This is a genomic window from Ruminococcus sp. OM04-4AA, from assembly GCF_003462585.1.
GTDB lineage: Bacteria > Bacillota > Clostridia > Lachnospirales > Lachnospiraceae > Mediterraneibacter > Mediterraneibacter faecis.
This window is the reverse complement of record NZ_QTZH01000038.1, coordinates 1-20,183: the sequence shown is the minus strand read 5'-3', so window position 1 is coordinate 20,183 and position 20,183 is coordinate 1. Positions and strand designations below refer to the sequence as shown.

The 20,183-nt window shown below is 39.0% G+C and carries 22 protein-coding genes and 2 pseudogenes; 15 read left to right on the top strand and 9 right to left on the bottom strand.

Annotated features, from left to right (window positions below; genetic code table 11):
• Positions 1-29: 29 nt before the first annotated feature.
• From DXB52_RS11040 to DXB52_RS11000, 9 genes and pseudogenes are all read right to left on the bottom strand, one after another.
• On the bottom strand, positions 30-521 hold the full coding sequence (locus tag DXB52_RS11040) for an antirestriction protein ArdA (protein ID WP_055153248.1): 492 nt from the start codon (positions 519-521) through the stop codon (positions 30-32).
• Positions 522-526: 5 nt separating this feature from the next.
• Positions 527-748, bottom strand: a complete 222-nt coding sequence (locus DXB52_RS11035) for a hypothetical protein (RefSeq protein WP_004844214.1) — start codon at positions 746-748, stop codon at positions 527-529.
• Complete coding sequence (locus tag DXB52_RS11030; RefSeq protein ID WP_081021271.1) at positions 745-879, bottom strand: DUF3789 domain-containing protein; 135 nt, start codon at positions 877-879, stop codon at positions 745-747. The genes DXB52_RS11035 and DXB52_RS11030 overlap by 4 nt, the downstream gene beginning before the upstream one ends.
• Before the next feature lie 3 nt (positions 880-882).
• Entirely contained in the window at positions 883-2,082 is a 1,200-nt protein-coding gene (gene mobT, locus DXB52_RS11025) for a MobT family relaxase (RefSeq protein ID WP_472520105.1), read from the bottom strand.
• A 190-nt stretch (positions 2,083-2,272) separates the two neighbouring features.
• Complete coding sequence (locus DXB52_RS11020; protein WP_055153246.1) at positions 2,273-3,664, bottom strand: helicase HerA domain-containing protein; 1,392 nt, start codon at positions 3,662-3,664, stop codon at positions 2,273-2,275.
• Between the two features lie 13 nt (positions 3,665-3,677).
• Complete coding sequence (locus DXB52_RS11015; protein ID WP_009265186.1) at positions 3,678-4,061, bottom strand: YdcP family protein; 384 nt, start codon at positions 4,059-4,061, stop codon at positions 3,678-3,680.
• Positions 4,062-4,076: 15 nt separating this feature from the next.
• On the bottom strand, positions 4,077-4,400 hold the full coding sequence (locus tag DXB52_RS11010; protein ID WP_008704175.1) for a YdcP family protein: 324 nt from the start codon (positions 4,398-4,400) through the stop codon (positions 4,077-4,079).
• A gap of 179 nt (positions 4,401-4,579) precedes the next feature.
• Positions 4,580-7,631, bottom strand: a pseudogene (locus tag DXB52_RS11005) (VaFE repeat-containing surface-anchored protein).
• Positions 7,632-8,068: 437 nt separating this feature from the next.
• Positions 8,069-8,593 (bottom strand): helix-turn-helix domain-containing protein, encoded by a 525-nt coding sequence (locus DXB52_RS11000; RefSeq protein WP_117887964.1) that lies wholly within the window; start codon positions 8,591-8,593, stop codon positions 8,069-8,071.
• 233 nt (positions 8,594-8,826) lie between these two features.
• Between DXB52_RS11000 and DXB52_RS10995 the strand changes: the two genes are divergently transcribed.
• From DXB52_RS10995 to DXB52_RS10935, 15 genes and pseudogenes are all read left to right on the top strand, one after another.
• Positions 8,827-9,009: a helix-turn-helix domain-containing protein gene (locus DXB52_RS10995; protein WP_118107327.1), complete on the top strand. Its 183-nt coding sequence runs from the start codon at positions 8,827-8,829 to the stop codon at positions 9,007-9,009.
• A gap of 21 nt (positions 9,010-9,030) precedes the next feature.
• A pseudogene (locus DXB52_RS10990) lies at positions 9,031-10,130 on the top strand (site-specific integrase).
• The gene (locus tag DXB52_RS10985; protein ID WP_472520104.1) at positions 10,108-10,332 is read left to right on the top strand and encodes a plasmid mobilization protein; all 225 of its coding nucleotides are present in this window, start codon (positions 10,108-10,110) and stop codon (positions 10,330-10,332) included. The pseudogene DXB52_RS10990 and the gene DXB52_RS10985 overlap by 23 nt, the downstream one beginning before the upstream one ends.
• 94 nt (positions 10,333-10,426) lie before the next feature.
• The gene (locus DXB52_RS10980) at positions 10,427-11,581 is read left to right on the top strand and encodes an AAA family ATPase (protein WP_117887967.1); all 1,155 of its coding nucleotides are present in this window, start codon (positions 10,427-10,429) and stop codon (positions 11,579-11,581) included.
• A 139-nt stretch (positions 11,582-11,720) separates the two neighbouring features.
• Positions 11,721-11,915 carry a complexin-2 gene (locus tag DXB52_RS10975; RefSeq protein WP_472520103.1) on the top strand — a complete coding sequence of 65 codons (195 nt, stop codon included), beginning with the start codon at positions 11,721-11,723 and terminating at the stop codon, positions 11,913-11,915.
• Between the two features lie 174 nt (positions 11,916-12,089).
• Positions 12,090-12,317: a DUF5348 domain-containing protein gene (locus DXB52_RS10970; protein WP_005340457.1), complete on the top strand. Its 228-nt coding sequence runs from the start codon at positions 12,090-12,092 to the stop codon at positions 12,315-12,317.
• A gap of 341 nt (positions 12,318-12,658) precedes the next feature.
• Entirely contained in the window at positions 12,659-14,170 is a 1,512-nt protein-coding gene (locus DXB52_RS10965) for a MobA/MobL family protein (RefSeq protein ID WP_181989197.1), read from the top strand.
• Between the two features lie 10 nt (positions 14,171-14,180).
• Positions 14,181-14,558, top strand: a complete 378-nt coding sequence (locus DXB52_RS10960; protein WP_117887969.1) for a TnpV protein — start codon at positions 14,181-14,183, stop codon at positions 14,556-14,558.
• Positions 14,559-14,703: 145 nt separating this feature from the next.
• Positions 14,704-14,898, top strand: coding sequence for a MerR family transcriptional regulator (locus tag DXB52_RS10955; RefSeq protein ID WP_117888227.1), 195 nt, complete (start codon positions 14,704-14,706; stop codon positions 14,896-14,898).
• Entirely contained in the window at positions 14,892-16,091 is a 1,200-nt protein-coding gene (locus tag DXB52_RS17205) for a DNA cytosine methyltransferase (protein ID WP_472520102.1), read from the top strand. The genes DXB52_RS10955 and DXB52_RS17205 overlap by 7 nt, the downstream gene beginning before the upstream one ends.
• The gene (locus DXB52_RS17200; RefSeq protein ID WP_472520101.1) at positions 16,054-17,415 is read left to right on the top strand and encodes an Eco57I restriction-modification methylase domain-containing protein; all 1,362 of its coding nucleotides are present in this window, start codon (positions 16,054-16,056) and stop codon (positions 17,413-17,415) included. The genes DXB52_RS17205 and DXB52_RS17200 overlap by 38 nt, the downstream gene beginning before the upstream one ends.
• Positions 17,408-17,911 carry a hypothetical protein gene (locus tag DXB52_RS16385; protein ID WP_207661758.1) on the top strand — a complete coding sequence of 168 codons (504 nt, stop codon included), beginning with the start codon at positions 17,408-17,410 and terminating at the stop codon, positions 17,909-17,911. The genes DXB52_RS17200 and DXB52_RS16385 overlap by 8 nt, the downstream gene beginning before the upstream one ends.
• Positions 17,908-18,624: a hypothetical protein gene (locus tag DXB52_RS16380; protein ID WP_207661757.1), complete on the top strand. Its 717-nt coding sequence runs from the start codon at positions 17,908-17,910 to the stop codon at positions 18,622-18,624. Before DXB52_RS16385 ends, DXB52_RS16380 begins: the two co-directional genes overlap by 4 nt.
• 15 nt (positions 18,625-18,639) lie before the next feature.
• Positions 18,640-19,647, top strand: coding sequence for a toll/interleukin-1 receptor domain-containing protein (locus DXB52_RS17195; RefSeq protein WP_227077093.1), 1,008 nt, complete (start codon positions 18,640-18,642; stop codon positions 19,645-19,647).
• Between the two features lie 32 nt (positions 19,648-19,679).
• On the top strand, positions 19,680-20,183 hold a 504-nt coding region (locus DXB52_RS10935; RefSeq protein ID WP_181989196.1), incomplete at its 3' end, for a TIR domain-containing protein.

Here is a 20,183-nt window from a genome sequence, read left to right as displayed (position 1 = left end):
CATAAAATCTGCCATAAGCAATACCACCATTAGAGCTTGAACATACCGTTGTTGCAGAGGGCATAGCGTCCTTTTTCTTCCAGCTCATGGGCGTAGGCTTCCAGATTAAAGTATTTCTTTCCCTTTTCGGAGAGGGCAGAAAATTCAATGTTATGCTCCAAGCGGTAACGGGCAACGTCCATGATGTTGTGACACTCTGGATAAAACAGAAATTCTTCTGATTTCTGTAATAAATCCTCAACACCGCCACAATAGGGAATCAACTCTTTGTATGCCTGCTGAACTTCTGGCGATAAATCCGTGTAAGTAAAGTACAGCTTGTTTAACCGTCTGACAGATGTTGTCCTTACAATGTCGCCAGCAAAGGGGAGCTTCATATCAATGATTTGATAATCATTGCTGTCAGCTTCCACGCCGAGCAGGTCACGGAACAGCTCATAATCAATGGGTAAATCAAACCAGCGAGAGGTTTTATCCTCTGCTGATTTGGTCGTTTCAATCAATACGCTACATTCTTCCATAGGCTTTACGCTCCAATAATCTTATTGAATAACTGTAACAATACGTCTTTTACGCCGGACGCATTGAATACAAGACCAACGGCTACTAAGGCAACTACCAAGAATCCGATAAGTTTGGAAAACTCACGCTTGAATCCCAAGTAGATACCGATAACAACAATCGCCATCAGCACAAGGCTCTGTGCGTTGCTTAAAAACCAGTTATAAAGGTTCTGTCCAAAATTCATGCTTTCTTTTCTCCTTTCAGTTCCATCATTTTTCTGTCAGACTGTCTGCCAGCCTGTAAAATACACATGGCAACCACGCCAACTGTTCCCCCTAAAGAGAAGAACAGGAAGTCAAATAATAATCGTTGCATTTTTCAATTCTCCTTTTCCAAAATCACATCTTCGGTAGATGTGGTCTGCTGTTCAATTATCTTGTAATGCTTTTCCGTCAGTTTCGTGGATTTACGGATTTCTTTCAGATAATCAATCCCTGTTTTCGCTGTGATTGTTTCCAGCATTTTGAGTGTCGGGTCAACCTGTCGTTGAATCCAGCGTAGGGTTCTGTCCAGTGTGTAGGGTTCGGGTTTGGTCGTGAGCTTTAACGGCTCTCTGTTTTCCCCGATGAACCACGCCCAGCGGACAGATAATTTCCAGTCGCTCCGTTTCTTGTCTGCTTCCTTATCCACGAAGCGTACATAACGGTTGATAATAGAAAATGCCGTCCGTTCAGCGTCATAGTAAGTCAGCAGGTCACGGACAGCATAATAAGCACGTTCATTTTTTAACCGTATTTCAAATCTGTTTTTTATCGGTGCTTCCTCAATGGGAATCCCAAGTTTGATGTACTGCTCATAGCTTTTTTCATAAACACAGAAGTACACCTCACTTTTCAATGAGCCGATATAAAGCGTATAGCCCATACCAGCCTTGTCCTGTTCCTCATGCTTGACCAGTTCGCCGGAAGCATAGGACTTAAAGGAACGGAACACCGATACACATTCCTCATTCCGGCATTTTTCGATCAGTTCTGGAATATCTAACATTCCCGTATGGTCATTGATGGCAAGGTCAAGGCGTTTCATCACACCACCGTCCACCAGAGCGTCCATAAGGAAATCATACCAGCTCCGTTCCTGTGCCAGCAGATAACTTTCAAACTGGCGACAGCCTTTTCCTTTCAGTTCCAGAAGGACACCTTTTTCTTCATCGGGAGAAGTATATACGAAAATATCTCCGATGTAGTAGTGTTCTGTATAACTGTAATGCCCGAAGTCCTCATGTATCATGTACTGAATATTGAGCTGTAAAATATCTTTGATGATGTGTCCAATATCCAGTGTCGGAAACCGTATCCTCACATAATCAAACAGCATGGTAAGCGGTGCTTCTGGATTGAATTTTTCCAGAGCTTCCAGTAGTTTCACTTTCATTTCTTCTGTGACCGCCACCTTGCCGGATTCAATACGGCTTAAATGTTCACGGCTGATTCCAGCCATGACCGCAAGTTTCGTCTGGGATACACCGTACTGCAAACGCCGGTCTGCAAAATCCTGTATCCACTCTGTATCATTCAGTGCGATACCCCCTTTACAAAAAACTGTGACATTTTTAGTCCGATGTCACAGCAATAAAAAAAGCTACCAAACGCTTGATTTCAGCCAAGAATCGGTAACTTTTGTGTATGTTTCCTTGTGATTTGTGCCCCTCTGTTAGATACCGAGGGGCTTGATGTATGCTGGCGTGGCTACCGCCACACCAGCAAGGCTAGTCCGTACCTGTGGCTTTCGCTTCGCACGCCACCTGTCCGTCCTGCCTTATGTGTGCAAGTTCTCCAATCATACCTAAGAAATCATATCCTTTGGGTACAAGCGGAGTATAAAATTCAGATATGACGCTTGTTCCCACATCACAGTATCCACGCCCTTTGATTCGCTTCTGGAAAAACTGTTTTTTCACATCGCTTCCAAAGAGCATACCGTAGCCGAGTTCACTCATGCGACCAAGCCCCACACGGAAGTTGAAATTATCTCTGATACCGTCCCCAAAATACTTTGCGTCTGGACGCTGGCAAGCCACAATCAGAAAATATCCAGCCTGTCTACCAAGCATGACGATTTTCTTTAACTGGCTTAACAGGGCGGTGCTTTCCTTTGTCGTGAGCATTTCCAAGAACGCCACATATTCATCAAAAATAAGGAACTGTGGAGCAAGCCCCAGATAGGCATAGTTTTCTCCTGTACGGTAGTTCGGGTGCAGTTTCATTTCTTCCGAGCGTGTGACCATGCCCTCATAAAAGGTATTGACGCAGTCAATCATATCGTCTTTCGTGTGGTAGACGTTTTCCATGACCGTTCCCAAGTCTGCAAGGTCAGCGTTCTTTGGGTCAAGAATATATAAATCTGCATTGGTTTTAAACAGTGCTTCAATGATGGTCAGTAGAAAATAGGTCTTTCCACCGCCAGTACCACCGCAGATAAGGGCATGGGGAAGTGAATCATATTCCCACACCAGATTTTTCATTAACCGCAGACCGCCGTTTTCTGCAATCACTTCATCAATCGAAATACGGTTCGCAATCATATCATAGAGCAGGGTGTATTCGATGTATCCGTCATGCAGTGTCTTGTCAGTCAGTTCACAGTACAGCCCCGATTCCAGTTTATCCTCTAAGGACAGGAGCTGTTCTTGATATTTTCCCATTGTGATTTCACACAGGATATGGAGCAAGCCATTGTCCATCTGGTAGTAGATTTTGGGAAACCACACGATTTTTTCTCTGGATCTGCTTTGCAGGTCAGTGAAAAAACCGCTGTCTTTTGTGTTTTCTGCTTCATACCACTTATTTTCCAGCACCATACGAGCCAGCTTTTGTCTGTGTAGCAACCGCTTAATACGGTCATATCCGTAACGGTAGTAGAGAAAAGCGACCAATGCACAAACACCAGTCGCTATCAGAACCGTAATGGAATTGTAGGCAGTCCAAGTAATTCCGGCATGGAGCAGGTTAAAATCTTTCCAGTCTATAACAAGGAGCTGTCGCAGATTCAGTAGCAGGAACACCGCAACGAACAGGAGCAACAGCCAACCGATACAGAAGTGATAGACCAGCGATTTGTCACTGGCACGAATCCTGTTACCTTTCTTTTTCCACGTCATACGCTAACACCTCTTATTTCTTCGGCGGTTGCTGTGGAGCATTGTTCTGTGGATTTCCGGCATGAGTAGCTTTATTTTTCAAAATAATATCGTCTGCCTTTACATACCAGTCCACATCTGCACCACGGTAATTTGCATTGGCTACCGTATCTGCAACAGGATTGATAAGTTCCACTTCGGCGTTGTAGTCATAGTCCTTTAACGGAACAGTCGCTGGAACGGACACCTGTATCATGCGTCCCTGTGTGTTGCATTTTAAATCATAGGTACGTTCCTTGATTTCTTCACTGACCGTTCCATCTTCATTCTGTACATGAACCTCACGGCGTAATGCGGAGAACTTCAACACTCCAAAAGTCTTTTCTTTATCAATGACGATTCCATTTGCTAATCTCATAATCTGAATACCCCCTTATTTACTTTCTGCTGGTAACATATCGTCTGCAAGTAAGATGTAATTGACAAATCCACGTTCCCCGATTTTATAGCCATCGGTAGTAATTCGTGGGTTGATAAGTTTTACTTTCTGCTCCGGCGAGAAATGTTTTTCGCCAGCTTTGGCAGGAAGTGTCACAACTACATCATCGGCTCTCTGCACATCGGAATACAGGTTGTAGCTTCTGGTAATGACAGCCATACGCCCGTTGATTCTCTGCTGTTCCGTAGTATTTTCTCCGGCAAATTCCAAGTTCCCGAATGTCTTTTCCATATTTGGTACGACAAATCTTAATTCCATAAATAATTGACCTCTTTTCTTTCTATTTGTAAGTTCTTTCCTGCTGTACTTTGTGGGGAGCTACACTCCCTACGCCCCTAGTGGACTTCACGCTCCCGTAAACCAAGTGCTTCACGGGAGCGTGAAGTTACAAAATAGGTGGCGACCTTGAACGCTCTACCAACCGCTACCTTACCGCCTTACGATTTCTTTCTACGGCGTTTGAAGTAAAGCATACCGCCAAGCCCTACGCAGGAAAGACCGAGCATGGCAAGATAAGCATAGATATTGGCATTGTCGCCTGTTTTTGGACTGTCACTTGTCTTAGTACCGTAGATGGTGTATCCGGCGTGTCGGTATCCTTTGGTGTATCTGGGACTTCCGGCACTTCCTTGATTGTCACAGTCTGTCCATCGTCTGTGATGTCCTTATGTTCTGTCACTTTCTTTGGTTCGTCTGGATTGCTCATATCGTATAATTCCTCAAATGTGACAAGGCTCTTGCCACCAAGAGAAAAACCATCAAAGGTAAAGGCAATTTCTACCGTCATTTTTTCACTGTCGGCTGTGAACTCATAATCATTGGATACTTTCTTTCCATCAATCAGAAGTTCTGCATTTTCCTCTTTTAACATCTGCCAGCCGGAAAGTTTGTATTTTGTTCCAACTTCCAGACCATCTAATGTGACTTTATCCACAATCGTTACATCTTTTCCGGCTTCGATTTCTTTCTTGCCGTTCTTGTCCGTAGCAGTAGTATGGATTGTGATGATACGTTCCGTGATAAGAACTGTCTGTCCATCATCGTTGATGTCTTTATGTTCGGCAACCTTGACAGGCTCTTTCGGATTGCTCATATCGTACAATTCCTCAAAAGTAACAAGGTTCTGACCGCCAAGAGCTGAACCGTCAAAACTGTAAGTAATCTCAACCGTCATTTTTTCGCTGTCAGCAGTAAAGGTATAATCACTGTCTACACATTTCCCGTCAATCAGAAGTTCGGCATTTTCTTCCTTTAACATCTGCCAGCCGGATAATTTATATTTTGTTCCAACTTCCAAGCCATCAAGTGTGACTTTGTCCACGATCTTGATGTCTTTTCCGGCAACAATCATTTTTTCGCCTGTTTTCTTGTCGGTAGCAGTGGTATGGATTGTGATTTCTTTTTCGTATTCATCGGTAAGCGTACCTAAATCAATGGTCACTTTATTTCTGGATACGACCACCTCAAAAGCTGGAATCAGCTTAAATCCGGCATTGGAATCACACTTTAATTCCTCAATCACATAGGTATCATAGAGTAATGCACCTTTGCTGTCGTCTGGTTCAGATGTACCAAACCATACACCATCCTCACTGGATTTTCCGGCATTGGTATTGACCTTGTGGGAAGCCCAGCTTGAAGCAGTGGAGAACTGACCGTTTTTGTCCGTGACTACAATGTGAGATTCGCCTGTTGTCTTGCTTGTAATTCTGAACGGAACACCTGCAAGACGTTTGTGTGTACCTGCACCGATTTTTACACCCTCAATATCGCCACGTTTAATCTGGTTGTAGACAGAGTGGGATTTGTCGGTCAAGTCCACGATTTTTTCATCTTCTGTGATAGAAAAGTCGATTGCTTTTGCACCATCTGTTAAGTAGCCCTCTGGTGCTTTGCTTTCTTCTAATCTGTAATTTCCGTAAGGAAGCAAGTCAGCAGAAGTAGAAGCAATTCCATCAATGCCTGTCTGAATCTTCTTGACAGTTTCATTCTTGTTGTATAATTTCCCCTCAACCAGTACAGGACTGTCATTTAAGGAAATGATATTAAATTCTGTGTACTGTAAGGTCGCACTTCCCTGTGCTTTGGTATCCTTTGTTTCAAGGTCACGTTTCTGGATTTTCACACCGCCACGGATAACCTTGTCAGATACGGAATACTGGTTACTTCCAGAGAGTACGGCAAGTTCGCCATCTTCGGAAATCTGTGTAAGGTACGTCCCCTTAATCTGTTCAGAACTTCCGTCAGCCTGCATATATGCACCATCTAATAAGTAGCCGTTTGGTGCTTTTGTTTCTGTGACAGTGAGTGTACCAAGTGGCAATACATTTTTACCGTCCTGTGTATAGAAGCTGTCGCCGGATACTTTGTAGCTGTCGGCAAGTCTGGATACATAATGGATAGTTCCGTCACGGTCTGTTTCTGCAACGGTTTTAGTTGTCCATGTACGGGTAGCCTTTGCAGGAAGATTGTCTGCATTGTAGTAACCGTCATAATAGCTCCATGTGAACTCTGCACCCTCTAAAGAAGCAGTTCCCTGTGGAGTAGATTTTCCTGTTTCCATGTCAATTTTGAATAAATCAATCAAAGTCTCTGTGACCTTTGGAGTGTCAGCAACAGTTAATGTCGCTGTTTTTCCAACTTCCACATTTAAGGCATGGACAGTAGAATCCAGCTTGTAACCCTTTGGAGCAGAAAGCTCTTTGATGTAAACTGTTCCGGCTTTTACCTCAACTTCTTTGGTATCGCCGTTTCCATCGGCAGTAAGTGTGGCAAGCTGGCTGTTACAGCCCTTATCAGAATAGACACCAAATGTCGCACCCTCAAAGGAATAGTTGGCATTGCCATCTGTGACCGTTGGATTGGAAGAAGTCTTTTTGACCTTTGCATTTCCTACATTTAACTTCGCCCAGAACTGTCCGATGTCCTGTCCTTCGCCAGTATAAATGTAACCGCCACATTCATAGCGTCCCTTATTTGCTTTCACAAATTCTTTCGCACCAGCGTAAACTTCATTCTGTACTGCCTGTGAGATTTCATTATAGGAAGCTCTGACGTTATCGCACTGCCAGCCGAGCTGTTCACTCAACCTCTGCCAGACAACACACTGTTCCAGCAAGTATCCCTGTTTGTAATTCAAGTTCGTATGAGAAGCGGTATATTGCTTGACGTACTCTAAGGAAAGAGCAACGTCCGCAATCTGATCGCTACTCATGCGGGTGCTTGCGTCAGAACGTGTTTTATATCCATTCTTAAAACTGGTGTTGATATCCACGCAGTAGGCAGTTTCGCCTCAACTTTCATGTGTCCCTCATTGAATGTAGATTTGATAGAACCATCATTCATAACGTGTTCAATGTAGCCGACACGTTCTGCTGATTCTGTCCAATATTGATTGCCGGAAGCATGAACCGCCGTCACTGGTAATGCCGTGAGAATGGTTGCAAAAGCAAGCGTTCCTGTCAGCAATCGCTTTACTAGCTTATTCATATTTTCTCTTTCTCCTTTCGATTTTGGGTATGAAAAAAAGACGCTCATTTATTGAACGCCTTTAACTAAATAGTCGATATTGAGATTTGGGATTGGGTACAAATCAGATAATTTTGACTGCACCTCATTGCATTAAAATTGCATTTTTTAATATTTTTATATGGTTTTATAGTTACTTATATTGCCTAAAAATGGCTTAAAATCAACGATTTTGCTTTATACTCCGCACTGTCTGTCTGGAGTTTGAATAATCCACACAATCATAAGAATCCAGTATTTATGAGGGTTGAAAACAAATTTGTTTAGTAATTGGCAACAAAATGGCAACATTTTGTGATTATTCAAGAGATAGAAATTTTATTTCATAACGTATATAAAGAAACCTTACTGATTTTCAGAAGTAAAAAACTGAATATCGGTAAGGTTTTCTTTTTTTCTTAATTTTCTTTTTTAGTCAATTCTTTTAAGAGGTAATCACTCAGTTCCTGAGAGGGTATCTTGGCACGTTTCTGGTAAGTATCCAGTTCCGGGTACTTATATCTCCATTCATCATATTCTTCCTTGCTGATTTCACCGTTTTCCAATTTGTCAGATTGTTCCATCCATGCACGAAGCATTTCATCGACAGATGAGCCGGGAGCAGATATGGAAGAGTCAAGGCAGAGATGAGGTTGTCCATCTACATTTTTTACCTTTAGACCATATATATCTTCCAGTGCAAATAGTGTATGCATCAGACCTATGTGAGTATCAATATCCGGCACTGTTAAAGCATGAGTATTGACATCGAAGATCTGAGACATTTGTTTTACAAGATCAATTTTCGGAACTCTAGCTTCAGATTCATATTGAGCCATGCGGACATCAGAGGTTTTTCCCATGAATCCCAGTTGTTCTCCAAGTTGCTTTTGTGTCATGCCTTTGCGGTTGCGAAAAAATTTGATACGTTGTCCGATTGCCATTTTTGTTTGCCTCCTTATAGTGGTCATTCGTGTTGCCATAATTAATCGTGATAGAAAATAAAACAATTCTGTTTAGGTTCAGTATAGCATGAGCAATTTTGGATAGCAAGAAGAACTTAAACAAAAAAATTTAATATTCTCACCAAACTACTTGACTTAAATAAAAATGTTTAGTATCATGCAAATGTAGCAACCTAAACAAATTGCGTTAAGAATGAAAGGAGAGATGCGATGTGACGAACAGAACTTTTATGACAGTAGAAGAAGTTGCAGCGGAAATGGGAGTTTCCAAGTCTTATGCTTATAAGATTATCAAACAGCTAAATGAAGAATTACAGAAGCTGGGTTATCTTACGGTAGCTGGCAGAGTAAACACCAATTATTTCCGCAAAAAAGTATGTTACAGCGAAATGTAAGAGAAAGAGAGGAGAATTTGTATGAGTATTCATAAAGATAATGCCACTGGAAAGTGGCGAGTAGTCTATCGTTATACCGATTGGACAGGAGAAACGCACCAGTCATCCAAAAGAGGATTCCTACAAAACGAGAAGCGCAGATGTGGGAACGAGAGCTATTGCTGAAGAAAGAAGCCAAATTGGATATGACTTTCGAAAGCTTTTATGAGATTTATGTGGAGGATATGCAAAATCGAATTCGTGATAATACCTGGGGAACGAAGACAAATATTGCCAGAACTAAAATTCTTCCTTATTTCGGAAAGCGTAAAATAGGAGAAATTGAGCCAAGGGACATTATTGCATGGCAGAATGAATTGCTTGCGATCCGGCAGCCGAATGGAAAGCCGTATTCCGCCTCTTATCTGCAGAAAATTCATAGTCAGTTAAGTGCTATTTTCAACCATGCAGTTAATTTTTACCATCTTCCATCTAATCCGGCACAGAAAGCAGGAAATATGGGAAAAGAGGAACACCGGGAAATGCTGTTCTGGACAAAAGAAGAATATTTGAAATTTGCAGATGCCATGATGGACAAGCCTGTTTCCTATTATGCGTTTGAAATACTTTACTGGTGTGGGCTTCGCATGGGCGAATTATTAGCACTTACACCGGTAGATTTCAATTTTGAAACGCATACACTACGGATTAACAAGTCCTACCAGAGGTTGCACCGGGAAGATGTGATTACACCACCAAAGACATTAAAAAGTAATCGAACCATTAAGATGCCGCAGTTTTTGTGTGATGAGATGCAGGATTATCTGAAAATGCTGTATGAGCCGAAAGAGGACGAACGGATTTTCACGATTTCCAAATCTTATCTGCATCATGAAATGAACAGAGGATCAAAAGTGTCTGGGGTGAAGCGAATCCGTGTGCATGATTTGAGACATTCCCATGTATCGTTATTGATCAATATGGGATTTACGGTATTGGCAATCGCAGATCGAATGGGACATGAGAGCATTGATATCACTTACCGATATGCGCATCTGTTTCCAAGTGAGCAGACACAGATGGCAGAACAGTTGGATATTGAAAGGATGGAAAAATCAAATGGAGAAGAATCTGGACAGTAAAGGAAGATGGAGAAACAAAATCGTAGCATTCCGGGTATCACCGGAAGAAGCAGAGCAGATTGATGCATGTGTCCGATTGTCAGGACTTAGCAAGCAGGACTATATCACAAAACGATTAACTGATCGGGAAATTGTGATACAGGGAAATCCAAGAGTGTATAAAGCATTGCGAAATCAGATGGCAGAGATTTATGAAGAATGAAACATCTGGAAAAATGCAGTGAGGAAAACGAAGAGTTGTTGAGTACCCTGAGATTGGTCGCAGAGACATTGTATGGATTGAAAGGGGAAAATGAATGACAGCAAAAGAAAAAATGACTGCTCCGATTGCATCTGTTGGCGCAGATGTGGAACAGCCATTAGAAAATTTAAAAACCAACCAAAGTATAGCAGATTTGCCCGGTAAGGGCAATCTGCAAGCCACAAATAATGCGGAAAATACAGCAAAATCAGCAAATAAAAAGAATCAAGATGATCTGGAAACAGTTTCCATGATGGAATTATATGATACTGCATATCCACCAAAATTGCCGATTATAGATGGACTTCTGTATAACGGAACTTACCTGTTTGTTGGTTCACCGAAAATTGGAAAATCATTTTTCATGGCACAGATCGGGTATCACATCAGTAAAGGACTTCCATTGTGGGGCTTTTCAGTCAGACAGGGAACGGTTCTGTATCTGGCATTGGAAGACGATTATGCAAGGTTGCAGAAACGATTATCACAGATGTTCGGAATGGAAGGCAGTGAAAACTTTTATTTTGCCACAAAGTCCAAATCATTAAATGCTGGATTGGAACAACAGCTTGTGCAGTTTGTAACAGATCATAAGGACGCAAGGCTCATTATTATTGATACGCTTCAGAAAGTCCGGGAAGTCGGTGGGGATAAATTCAGTTATGCCAGCGATTACGAGATTGTAACAAAGTTGAAAGCATTCAGTGATAAATATAGCATCTGTTTTCTGGTTGTGCATCATACAAGGAAAATGGAATCTTCCGATAGTTTTGATATGATTTCTGGCACGAATGGATTGCTTGGAGCTGCGGATGGAGCATTCGTCATGCAGAAAGAAAAACGGACAGATAATAAGGCAGTTCTGGAAGTGGCAGGGCGTGACCAGCAGGATCAGAAACTGTGGTTGAACTTTAATCGGGAGAGATGTGTCTGGGAACTTACCAAGACAGAAACAGAACTTTGGAAAGAACTAGAAGATCCAGTGTTGGAAAAAATCAAAGAACTTGTAACAGAAACTATGCCAGAGTGGGTAGGAACAGCAACAGAGCTTGTGGAAGTATTGCAGGTGGAAATGCAGCCGAACGCATTATCACGAAAATTAAATGTCAGCCTGGAACGTCTGATTCTGGAATATGGAATCCAGTATAAAACAGAACGAGGACACGATGGAAGAAAAATTAGATTAACCTTTGTCGGAAAACAAGCGTGACGATATGTGACGGTTGTGACGGTATTTTATATAGCGTGACGGTAGTGAAAATATCGTCACTATCGTCACGACCGTCACGGAAAGGAGAAACATAGAAAGAAAATCACAGGTACAGATACCAAAAGATTTATTGCTGGCATTGTTCCAGTATCATCTTGCCGGGAACGAGGAATATCAGCCAGAGATAGAAAAAGCATTGATGGAAAAATTAGATAGTGTGGTAAAACATCAGTTATATACAACATTTAAAACAGCACCAACTGAGGAAGAACGGGAAAAGGCAAGACAAGAGTATTTGGATAAGTGTGGAATGCATGAGGACTTTCGTTGGTAAAGATTCTGTTTGATTACCTTATGACAGGAGCGTGGCACGCACCTGTAGATAGCAGACAAAGAGAAGGTCTGTAAGGTGTAGCTGGTAGTTGATTGGCGAAGAAAAAACTTTTTAAAAGGGGGCCCTGATTCAGGGCGTCCCTGAGGAAATGATAAATGAAGGGAGAATGACACCATGAGAGAAGGAAGATTAGGTTACAACAGTTATAACAAGAGATATGGCTTATTATCATCAGACTTATGGATTGATACGGGATTTCATTGCGGAGAATGTCTGGAAGTTCTAGTTGATGATCAGTGGGTAAAGACACGAATGGAAATGAATCTGGCGAGAGAATGGTATTTGGTTGGAACACCATATTGTGGAGATCTGGAGTATGTACGGGCAAGGATACCGGAATAAAGCAGACAGGAAGAGTAATAGTCGGTTTGTTGTTAGTGAAAAAATAAGCCCGGATACGGGCAGAAAAAGAGGGCGAATACGCCCAAAATGAAAAGCGAAAGCCAAGTTGTGGTAGATGTAAGAAGCATCTCACAAAGCCCTCGGCGTTTGAGAGCGAAATACACCCATCGCACAAATTAAAGATTTGTACTCAGGATATTTCGCCCTGCCGGGAGCTGTTCCGCCGACAGGCGGATAGTTCGTAAACGGATGCCGATGCATCCACTCACAAATGATATGGCAGAATTTATTTTGCCGAAGACAAGGAGGGAGTGCCTATCGGAAGAAATTCATTTATTCAAATGACAAAACTAAGCAATGTAAAAGGCAGGATCACTTATATATCCAGTCATGCAAAACAGGAAAACCTCTATGCAGTTTATGAAACCACAGAACGGAAATTCTGGCGGGAACTTGCAAAATGTAATCAGGAAGAATTTGCAAAAAGTGGAACAGAAGGAAAATGTATTGAGGCAAGAGAACTGATCATTGCTTTGCCAGAGAGTTTTACAGAATATCAGCCGGATAGATTGCTACAGCTTTTTACAAATCATTTTAAACAGAATTACGGAGCGGAGTGTATTGCTGCTCTGCACCACAATAAAAGAAAGACCAATTATCACATTCATCTGATATTTGCAGAACGGAAACTACTGGATGAACCAATCATCAAGATTGCCAGTAGAAATATGTTTTATGATGAACATGGAAAACATGTCCGAACCAAGAAAGAGATACTGGGAGAAGATGGTGAGATACGAGAGGGCTGCCACATTGTGAAAAAAGGCGAAGTGTATGAGAAGAAGCTGTTTACAGCGAAAGATGAACGATTTAAGAGTAATTCATTTCTGGATGAAGTAAAGCATTCTTATACAGACTTAATCAATATTTATGTGCAGGACGAGAAACAGAAGTTGCAGGTATTTGAGCGTGGTGGTGTGTATCTTGCAACAAAGAAAATTGGAAAGAACAATCCAAAAGCACATGAGATAGAAGCGGATAATCAGAAACGTCAGGAATGGAACAGAGCAGTTGATATGGCATTGATTAGTGGCGTACCAGAGCCGCAGATACTGGAAGTGAAGCGAAAACAAATTACTGAATCAATTAAGAAATCTATTGCTCGGCATGGAAAAAGTCCGGGATTATTTGGCAGAGTTATAGCAGTGGCGGTTGAAGCACTGGAATTTTTGATAGAAAGTGTGCTGTTAAAAAAATTCAGAGAAGTGTCGGAACAGACTCACGTGGCGCAGGCAGGAACAACGGAACCTGAGCAAACAGAGAGGAGTGCAGAAAATATCGTACCAGAAAGTGTGAAGATAAAAGAAGAAAAGACAGAATCGAAGCAGCCAGAAATGACAAGGCTTGCATCTAAGTATCCGAAATTTTTCAAAGTTAAGAAAGAACTGGACGAACAAAATACTGCAATTCAACAGAAACAAAAACAGCTTTCTGCAAAGAAAAAAGAACTGTCAGAAGTCAAAGGCTGGTTTAAGGGAAGAAAGAAAAAAGAATTGCAGGGAGAAATTGATGCATTGACAAGTCAGATCAGAGATATGAAAGATTACCTTCCAAGGATTGTACAGAAAATTGGTTATAGAAGCGTACAGGAATTTTTAAAAGATTTTAAGGTTTCCAAAACTGAGTATAGCCAGTATCGGATTGCAATAGAAAAATGGAAGAAAGAAACAGGAAAAGAGCCAGTAGCACATGGTATTAGAGCGAAGCTGGCAGAAAAGAAACAGGAAATACAGAATGAACAGAAAAATAAACAGCGTACCCACAAACAGAATAAAGATCGGGGTGCAAGATAGGAGGACAATCATGGAAAAACACATTATGGGAGAAAATGGAATCAGCTACACTTTAGGAGAGGACGGTCTGTATTATCCAGACCTGTATCTCCCGGAGGAGACAGAGTATCCGATTGGAAAGTATGGAATGTTGAGAAAAACTTACTTGAAAGAGCATCGAAAAGGATTATATCTGGAGTTGGTACTTGCCGGAAAGTTAAATGAGCATTTGCATCAGGTTGACGAGGAGTGTAATCAGATGATGGACAGACTGATGGAACAGATGAAAGAAAAGCAGGGAGTGACAGAAAAATTGAAGATGCAGGATCAGATGGCATGGGTTAGGAGAATGAATAACATCCGGGCTTGTGTGGAGGAGATTGTAGTAAAAAAGATTGTCTATGCGTAGCGTGTAGGGCGGCTTTTTAGCTGCCCTTTATCATAAAAATAATGAAATATGAAAATATCGAGAAAAGAACATAAGTTCGATAAAAAAGCTTGCAATTATTCAGATAAATGAATATAATGATGAGGAGAACTAACGGAGGATGAATATGGATTACTTAACAACAATGGAGATGTCAAAAGAGTGGGGGATTTCTTCAAGGAGAATTGCTGTTCTTTGCGAACAAAATCGTATAAATGGAGTTATAAAAAAAGGAAAAACATGGCTTATTCCGCAAGATTCTATAAAGCCTGCAGATGCTAGAAAAAATAATCATGGTCAGCGAGGTGTATCAAGATGTTAAAAGATAAAACATTGACATATATAAGCTTGTTTAGTTGTGCAGGTGTTGGTTGCTTTGGATTTAAAAAAGCAGGATTCGAATGTATAGCAACAAATGAATTGATTGAAAGAAGAATAAATGTTCAAAAGTTTAATGGCAAATGTAAATTCGATTCTGGATACGTCTGTGACGATATAACGACAGAAGAAACAAAAAATAAGATTTTTGCAGAAATAAAAAAATGGGAAAAGATGGGCAACGATAAAGTGGACGTTTTAATTGCAACTCCGCCTTGTCAGGGGATGTCAGTTGCTAACCATAAGAAAGCCGAAAATGAGATTATTAGAAATAGCTTAGTGGTAGAATCGGTACATTTGGTTCAAAAAATAAATCCTAGATTTTTTATTTTTGAAAATGTGGCTGCTTTTATGAAAACTGGATGTACAGCGCCAGATGGTTCGGTAAAGGCAATAGGCGATGTTATATATGAAGAATTAGGCGAAAAGTATATTATCGCTAGTAGAATATTGAATTTTAAAAATTATGGTTCCAATTCATCTAGAACACGTACTGTTGTTATAGGTGTAAATAGAGAGATGGCAGAATATGTATCTCCGATAGAGTTGTATCCAGCGTATGTAGAAGAAAAAAGTCTTAGAAGTATTATCGGCAATATGCCGGAACTTGAATGGGGAGAGATTTGTTCAAGCGATTTTTACCATGCATTTAGAACATATCCAGAGAGAATGAGATGTTGGATACATGATTTAAAAGAAGGAGAGTGCGCTTTTGATAATCAAGATGAACTGAAACGTCCACATAAAATAGTAGATGGTAAAATTGTACCTAATATTCAGAAAAACGGCGATAAGTATACACGTCAATACTGGGATAAAGTTGCACCATGTATTCATACAAGAAATGATCAGCTGGCAAGTCAAAATACAGTTCATCCGAAAGAAGATAGAGTGTTTTCTGTTCGTGAACTTATGAAAATTATGACTATTCCAGATGAATTTAAATGGGTAAATTTTTCTCTGGAAGAATTAAATGCACTTCCAGAAAAGAATAAAAAAGCTTTGTTAAAAAAAGAAGAAATAAAGATAAGACAAAGTATTGGAGAAGCAGTTCCGACAAATGTATTTTTCCAAATAGCGGAGAATATAAAAAAAATTTATGGAACAAGAGCATTTTACAACTGCAATTATAAATAAAACGATAGAGAATTATAAGTTGGAAGATGCAGAGAATTTGATTAAATTTATTCAGAATAATCCTCTCAATTTAGGGAATGCATCATTAGCAAGGATTGCTGAATTAACAAATTCAAAAAGGGAAAATAATGCTGCATATTATACGAACAAGTTTATTTTGAATGAAATATTTAAGGAGTTGCCATCTATAGAGAAAGATGTGATAACTATTTTGGAACCATCCGTGGGAATAGGGAATTTCTTGCCTTTTATTTTCAAAAAATATGAGGAAACCAAAGAAGTAAATATTGATGTGGTAGATATTGATGGTCGTAACCTGGAAATATTAAGACTATTGTTAGCTAAGCAAAAGATACCATCTAATATGAAATTGAATTTTATTCAAGCAGACACATTGTTGTATGATTTTAACAAGCATTATGATTTAGTTATTGGGAACCCTCCATTTTCAAAGTTGAAAGCAAAAGATGCCGCAAAGTATCTGAAAAACAACATTAATAAAGAAACAACTAATACATTTGAGTTCTTTCTAGAAAAGGCAATGACACTATCAGATTATGTTGTTATGATAACGCCAAAAGCGGTATTAAATACCCCGGAATTCAGAAAAACTCGTGACCTGCTTGCAACTAAAAAAATTGATTGTATACAGGACTATGGGGAAAATGGTTTCAAGGGAGTATTGGTAGAAACAATTTGCCTATTTGTTGATACAAACGAAAAGCCAAATGAAACTAAAGTGGAATCATTGACTTTGAAGAAAACCGTGGTTCAAAAGCAGAAGTATATTACAGATAAGGAATATCCATACTGGATTATTTATAGAAATGATTTTTTTGATGGTATTTCTCAAAGACTTGATTTTGATAAGTTTACAGTATTCAGGGATAGACAGATTACCAATTCCAATACAACTCAGGATAAAGGCAAAGATTGTTTAAGAGTTATTAAATCAAGAAATATAAGTGATGATGGAAAGGAAATAATTGATATTCCGGGATATGACTCTTATATAAAGAAAGACACTGTAGAAAATTTGAGTGCTTATAAATTTGTGGGAAATCAGAATGTTTATTTAACTCCGAATATGACATATAAACCAAGGGTAATGCGTAATTCTGGAAATGTAGTAGTAAATGGTTCGGTTGCAGTATTGATTCCTAAAGAAAAGATGGCATTATCAGAAAGACAAATGGAATATTTCTCTTCTGCAGAATACAGAAAGTTTTATCAAATCGCAAGAAACTATCAAACACGTTCATTAAACGTGGATGCAACAAGTGTATTTTTTTATGGAGTACTAAAGGAGTGTTGTAATGGATAATACAACAATACAAAAATTTTTAGATGAACATGATTATGATATCAGGAAAACACATAATGGGCGTTGGATAGATCAAAAATGTACAATGGATGTAGTATGCCTAGTATCTGATTGTATTGTGGAATATACCAGTAATAGAGAGGATAAGAGATTTACAGTAAATGATATCTGGTATAGTGACTATACGGTGGAAAATGTTCAACAAATTTTTAGCAAACCAAATCCTACTCAGAAAGCATCAAATGAATATGATAAGTATTTTGGACAGCCAATAAAGTTACTGGATGCGGCAGGCGTAATTCACGGTGAAAAAAGTGGAAGAGGATACACGTATTCTATCGTGAATCAAGAATTGTTAGAGTATATAAGCTTCAGAGAAAGAAATAGTTTTACTTCTTATGTTTATATATTGAAAAAGTTCTTAAAGATAGTGGACTTTATAGAATATTTGAATACTTTTTCAGGTTACAGGATAAAAACAGTTTTAGAGAATTGAAAGATGCATATACGCAATTTACAATCAATTATACGCCGATAAATGGAGCAACAGAATGTGGTAGAATTTTTACTAAAGTGTTGAATCCATTAGCTTGTAAATATCGGAAATGTGGAACGGAAAGAGGTCATATATCAAAAGATATTATTACTCAAGATATGATTATGTATAATCAGAGAAATTGGAGAGATATTTTATCTGAGAAACCGAAAGATATGACGAGAATTGAGTATGAGATAACATTGCCGAAGCCTAGTGAAGACTGCATGACAACGTATCGTATTAATCGAGCTAAAAAGAATTTGCGTAGATTTAATGATCAGTATCGAAATGGAAAGACGGAAGTTTATGATGAAAGGCATATCAAGGATCCAGCTACACAGATGCATCATATATTTCCGGCAAGTGATTATCCTGCAATTGCAGACTATTTGGAGAACTTGATTGCCTTGACACCTACACAACATTATACATATGCTCATCCGAACAATAATACGCAATATATTGATAGAGCATATCAATATGTGTGTTTGATTTCTAAAACAGGGACTATTAGAGATAATTTGATAGGGAAAAATAAAGCTCCAATTATATATGATTTTTATTTGTATCAGACAGTACTGAATACAGGATTAGGGACAGAGGAATTTTATGAAATTCAAGAGATGGATTTTGATGGACTGTTAAATTGTATTGAGAAATATTATGTATAAAAATAGGAGAAGATGATGGAGAAACTTGATTGGGGAAAAAGACTTGTTTTTGCTAATGTGCGAGAATATTATGAAACGTTAGGATTTTTGTGTAAAGAAAAAGAAGTTATAAAAGTATACATAGAAGATAATAGAAAAGCAGGGGCCAGAGGAATACAAGGACGTTTAAGAATAGTAGAGGGAAATTACAAGTCATTTCCTAAACCATTAAAAGAACTCTTTGAAAAGAGCAAGGATAAACGTCCAAGCGTGACCGAATATGTGAGAAATTTGCAGAAAAATCATAGCTTTAGAAAAGAAATTGATCCAACAGGAAAACAGTATACGACGTGGATTTATAAAACTTCATTGGAAGATGTAAAAAATACAGTTCCAAAACAGTATCAAGATGATTTTATGAGAGGATATCTTTGGAATTATAAGATTGATACAAGAATATTAAACAAAGAATATCTTTCAATTAATGCAAAAAACAAAAATATTACAAATACAAGTGAAACAAAAGACGCTATTTTAATGCAGAATAAAAAAGTAGCTAAAAGAAATAATGAAAAGCGACGAGTATCCCAATATGATGTATTTTTATCACATAGTTCATTAGATAAAAAAGATATATTGTCTTTGGTTGACTTATTTGTAAATGCAGGATATGCAGTCTATGTGGACTGGATTGAGGATGAAGAGTTGGATCGGTCAGAGGTAACGCCAAAGACGGCACAACTATTAAAGAAACGAATGAATTCATCTCAAGGATTAGCATATGTTGCTTCGTCAAATACAGCACAATCCAAATGGTGTCCATGGGAGCTAGGATATTTTGACGGAAAAAGAAAAAAGAGGTGCTGTATACTGCCAATAATGGAGGCTGGAGATTTCGCAGGTCAAGAGTATTTAGGTTTATATCCATATTTGAGGTATGGGCGAGAAGAAAATGAAGTAAAAGAAGACTTTTGGGTTTATGATCAGGAGAGTGATAATCATATTACTTTGAGAAATTGGTTGAATGGAGAAAAAATAATATAAAGTTTGATTACATATTAATGAGGATGACTGGAATGGGAAGAAAAGTATTTGTTTCGTATAAATATAAAGATAATGATGTGAAAGAATTGCCTAATGTAACACAACCAACATGGCCGTGTGATTATGTTGATTATATTAGGAATAATGTTTTAAAAGATGATGATATTTATAAAGGTGAAAATAGTGATGAAGATATTTCTGCATGGAGCGAAGATAAAATTTGGAATCATTTAAAAGGAAAAATCTATGATAGCACAATCACGATTGTTTTGGTGTCGCCTAATATGAAAGAAAATTGTAAATGGCAACGCTCACAATGGATTCCGTGGGAAATTAGTTATTCAGTTAAAGAAACAACCAGGAATAACCGAATGAGTCATCGTAATGCTCTTCTTGTTGTAGTTTTACCAGATAAATTAGGATCATATAAATATTATGATAAAAATAACCTTTTTCCAATATTAAAAAGTAATATTGATAATGGGTATGCGTATGTTGTTACATGGGAAGATTTTTTGAAATATGCAAGTGCAGAT

Bases quoted from the DNA above. Each gene is read 5' to 3' on its own strand.
- DXB52_RS11020 (WP_055153246.1), bottom strand. From the start codon at position 3,664: ATGACGTGGAAAAAGAAAGGTAACAGGATTCGTGCCAGTGACAAATCG.
- DXB52_RS17200 (WP_472520101.1), top strand. From the start codon at position 16,054: ATGGAACAAGAGCATTTTACAACTGCAATTATAAATAAAACGATAGAG.
- DXB52_RS17205 (WP_472520102.1), top strand. From the start codon at position 14,892: ATGTTAAAAGATAAAACATTGACATATATAAGCTTGTTTAGTTGTGCA.
- DXB52_RS11040 (WP_055153248.1), bottom strand. From the start codon at position 521: ATGGAAGAATGTAGCGTATTGATTGAAACGACCAAATCAGCAGAGGAT.
- DXB52_RS10965 (WP_181989197.1), top strand. From the start codon at position 12,659: ATGACAAAACTAAGCAATGTAAAAGGCAGGATCACTTATATATCCAGT.
- DXB52_RS10985 (WP_472520104.1), top strand. From the start codon at position 10,108: ATGGAGAAGAATCTGGACAGTAAAGGAAGATGGAGAAACAAAATCGTA.
- DXB52_RS10955 (WP_117888227.1), top strand. From the start codon at position 14,704: ATGGATTACTTAACAACAATGGAGATGTCAAAAGAGTGGGGGATTTCT.
- DXB52_RS11035 (WP_004844214.1), bottom strand. From the start codon at position 748: ATGAATTTTGGACAGAACCTTTATAACTGGTTTTTAAGCAACGCACAG.
- DXB52_RS11015 (WP_009265186.1), bottom strand. From the start codon at position 4,061: ATGAGATTAGCAAATGGAATCGTCATTGATAAAGAAAAGACTTTTGGA.
- DXB52_RS11010 (WP_008704175.1), bottom strand. From the start codon at position 4,400: ATGGAATTAAGATTTGTCGTACCAAATATGGAAAAGACATTCGGGAAC.
- DXB52_RS10970 (WP_005340457.1), top strand. From the start codon at position 12,090: ATGAGAGAAGGAAGATTAGGTTACAACAGTTATAACAAGAGATATGGC.
- DXB52_RS10980 (WP_117887967.1), top strand. From the start codon at position 10,427: ATGACAGCAAAAGAAAAAATGACTGCTCCGATTGCATCTGTTGGCGCA.
- DXB52_RS17195 (WP_227077093.1), top strand. From the start codon at position 18,640: ATGGAGAAACTTGATTGGGGAAAAAGACTTGTTTTTGCTAATGTGCGA.
- DXB52_RS16385 (WP_207661758.1), top strand. From the start codon at position 17,408: ATGGATAATACAACAATACAAAAATTTTTAGATGAACATGATTATGAT.
- DXB52_RS10960 (WP_117887969.1), top strand. From the start codon at position 14,181: ATGGAAAAACACATTATGGGAGAAAATGGAATCAGCTACACTTTAGGA.
- DXB52_RS11000 (WP_117887964.1), bottom strand. From the start codon at position 8,593: ATGGCAATCGGACAACGTATCAAATTTTTTCGCAACCGCAAAGGCATG.
- DXB52_RS11030 (WP_081021271.1), bottom strand. From the start codon at position 879: ATGCAACGATTATTATTTGACTTCCTGTTCTTCTCTTTAGGGGGAACA.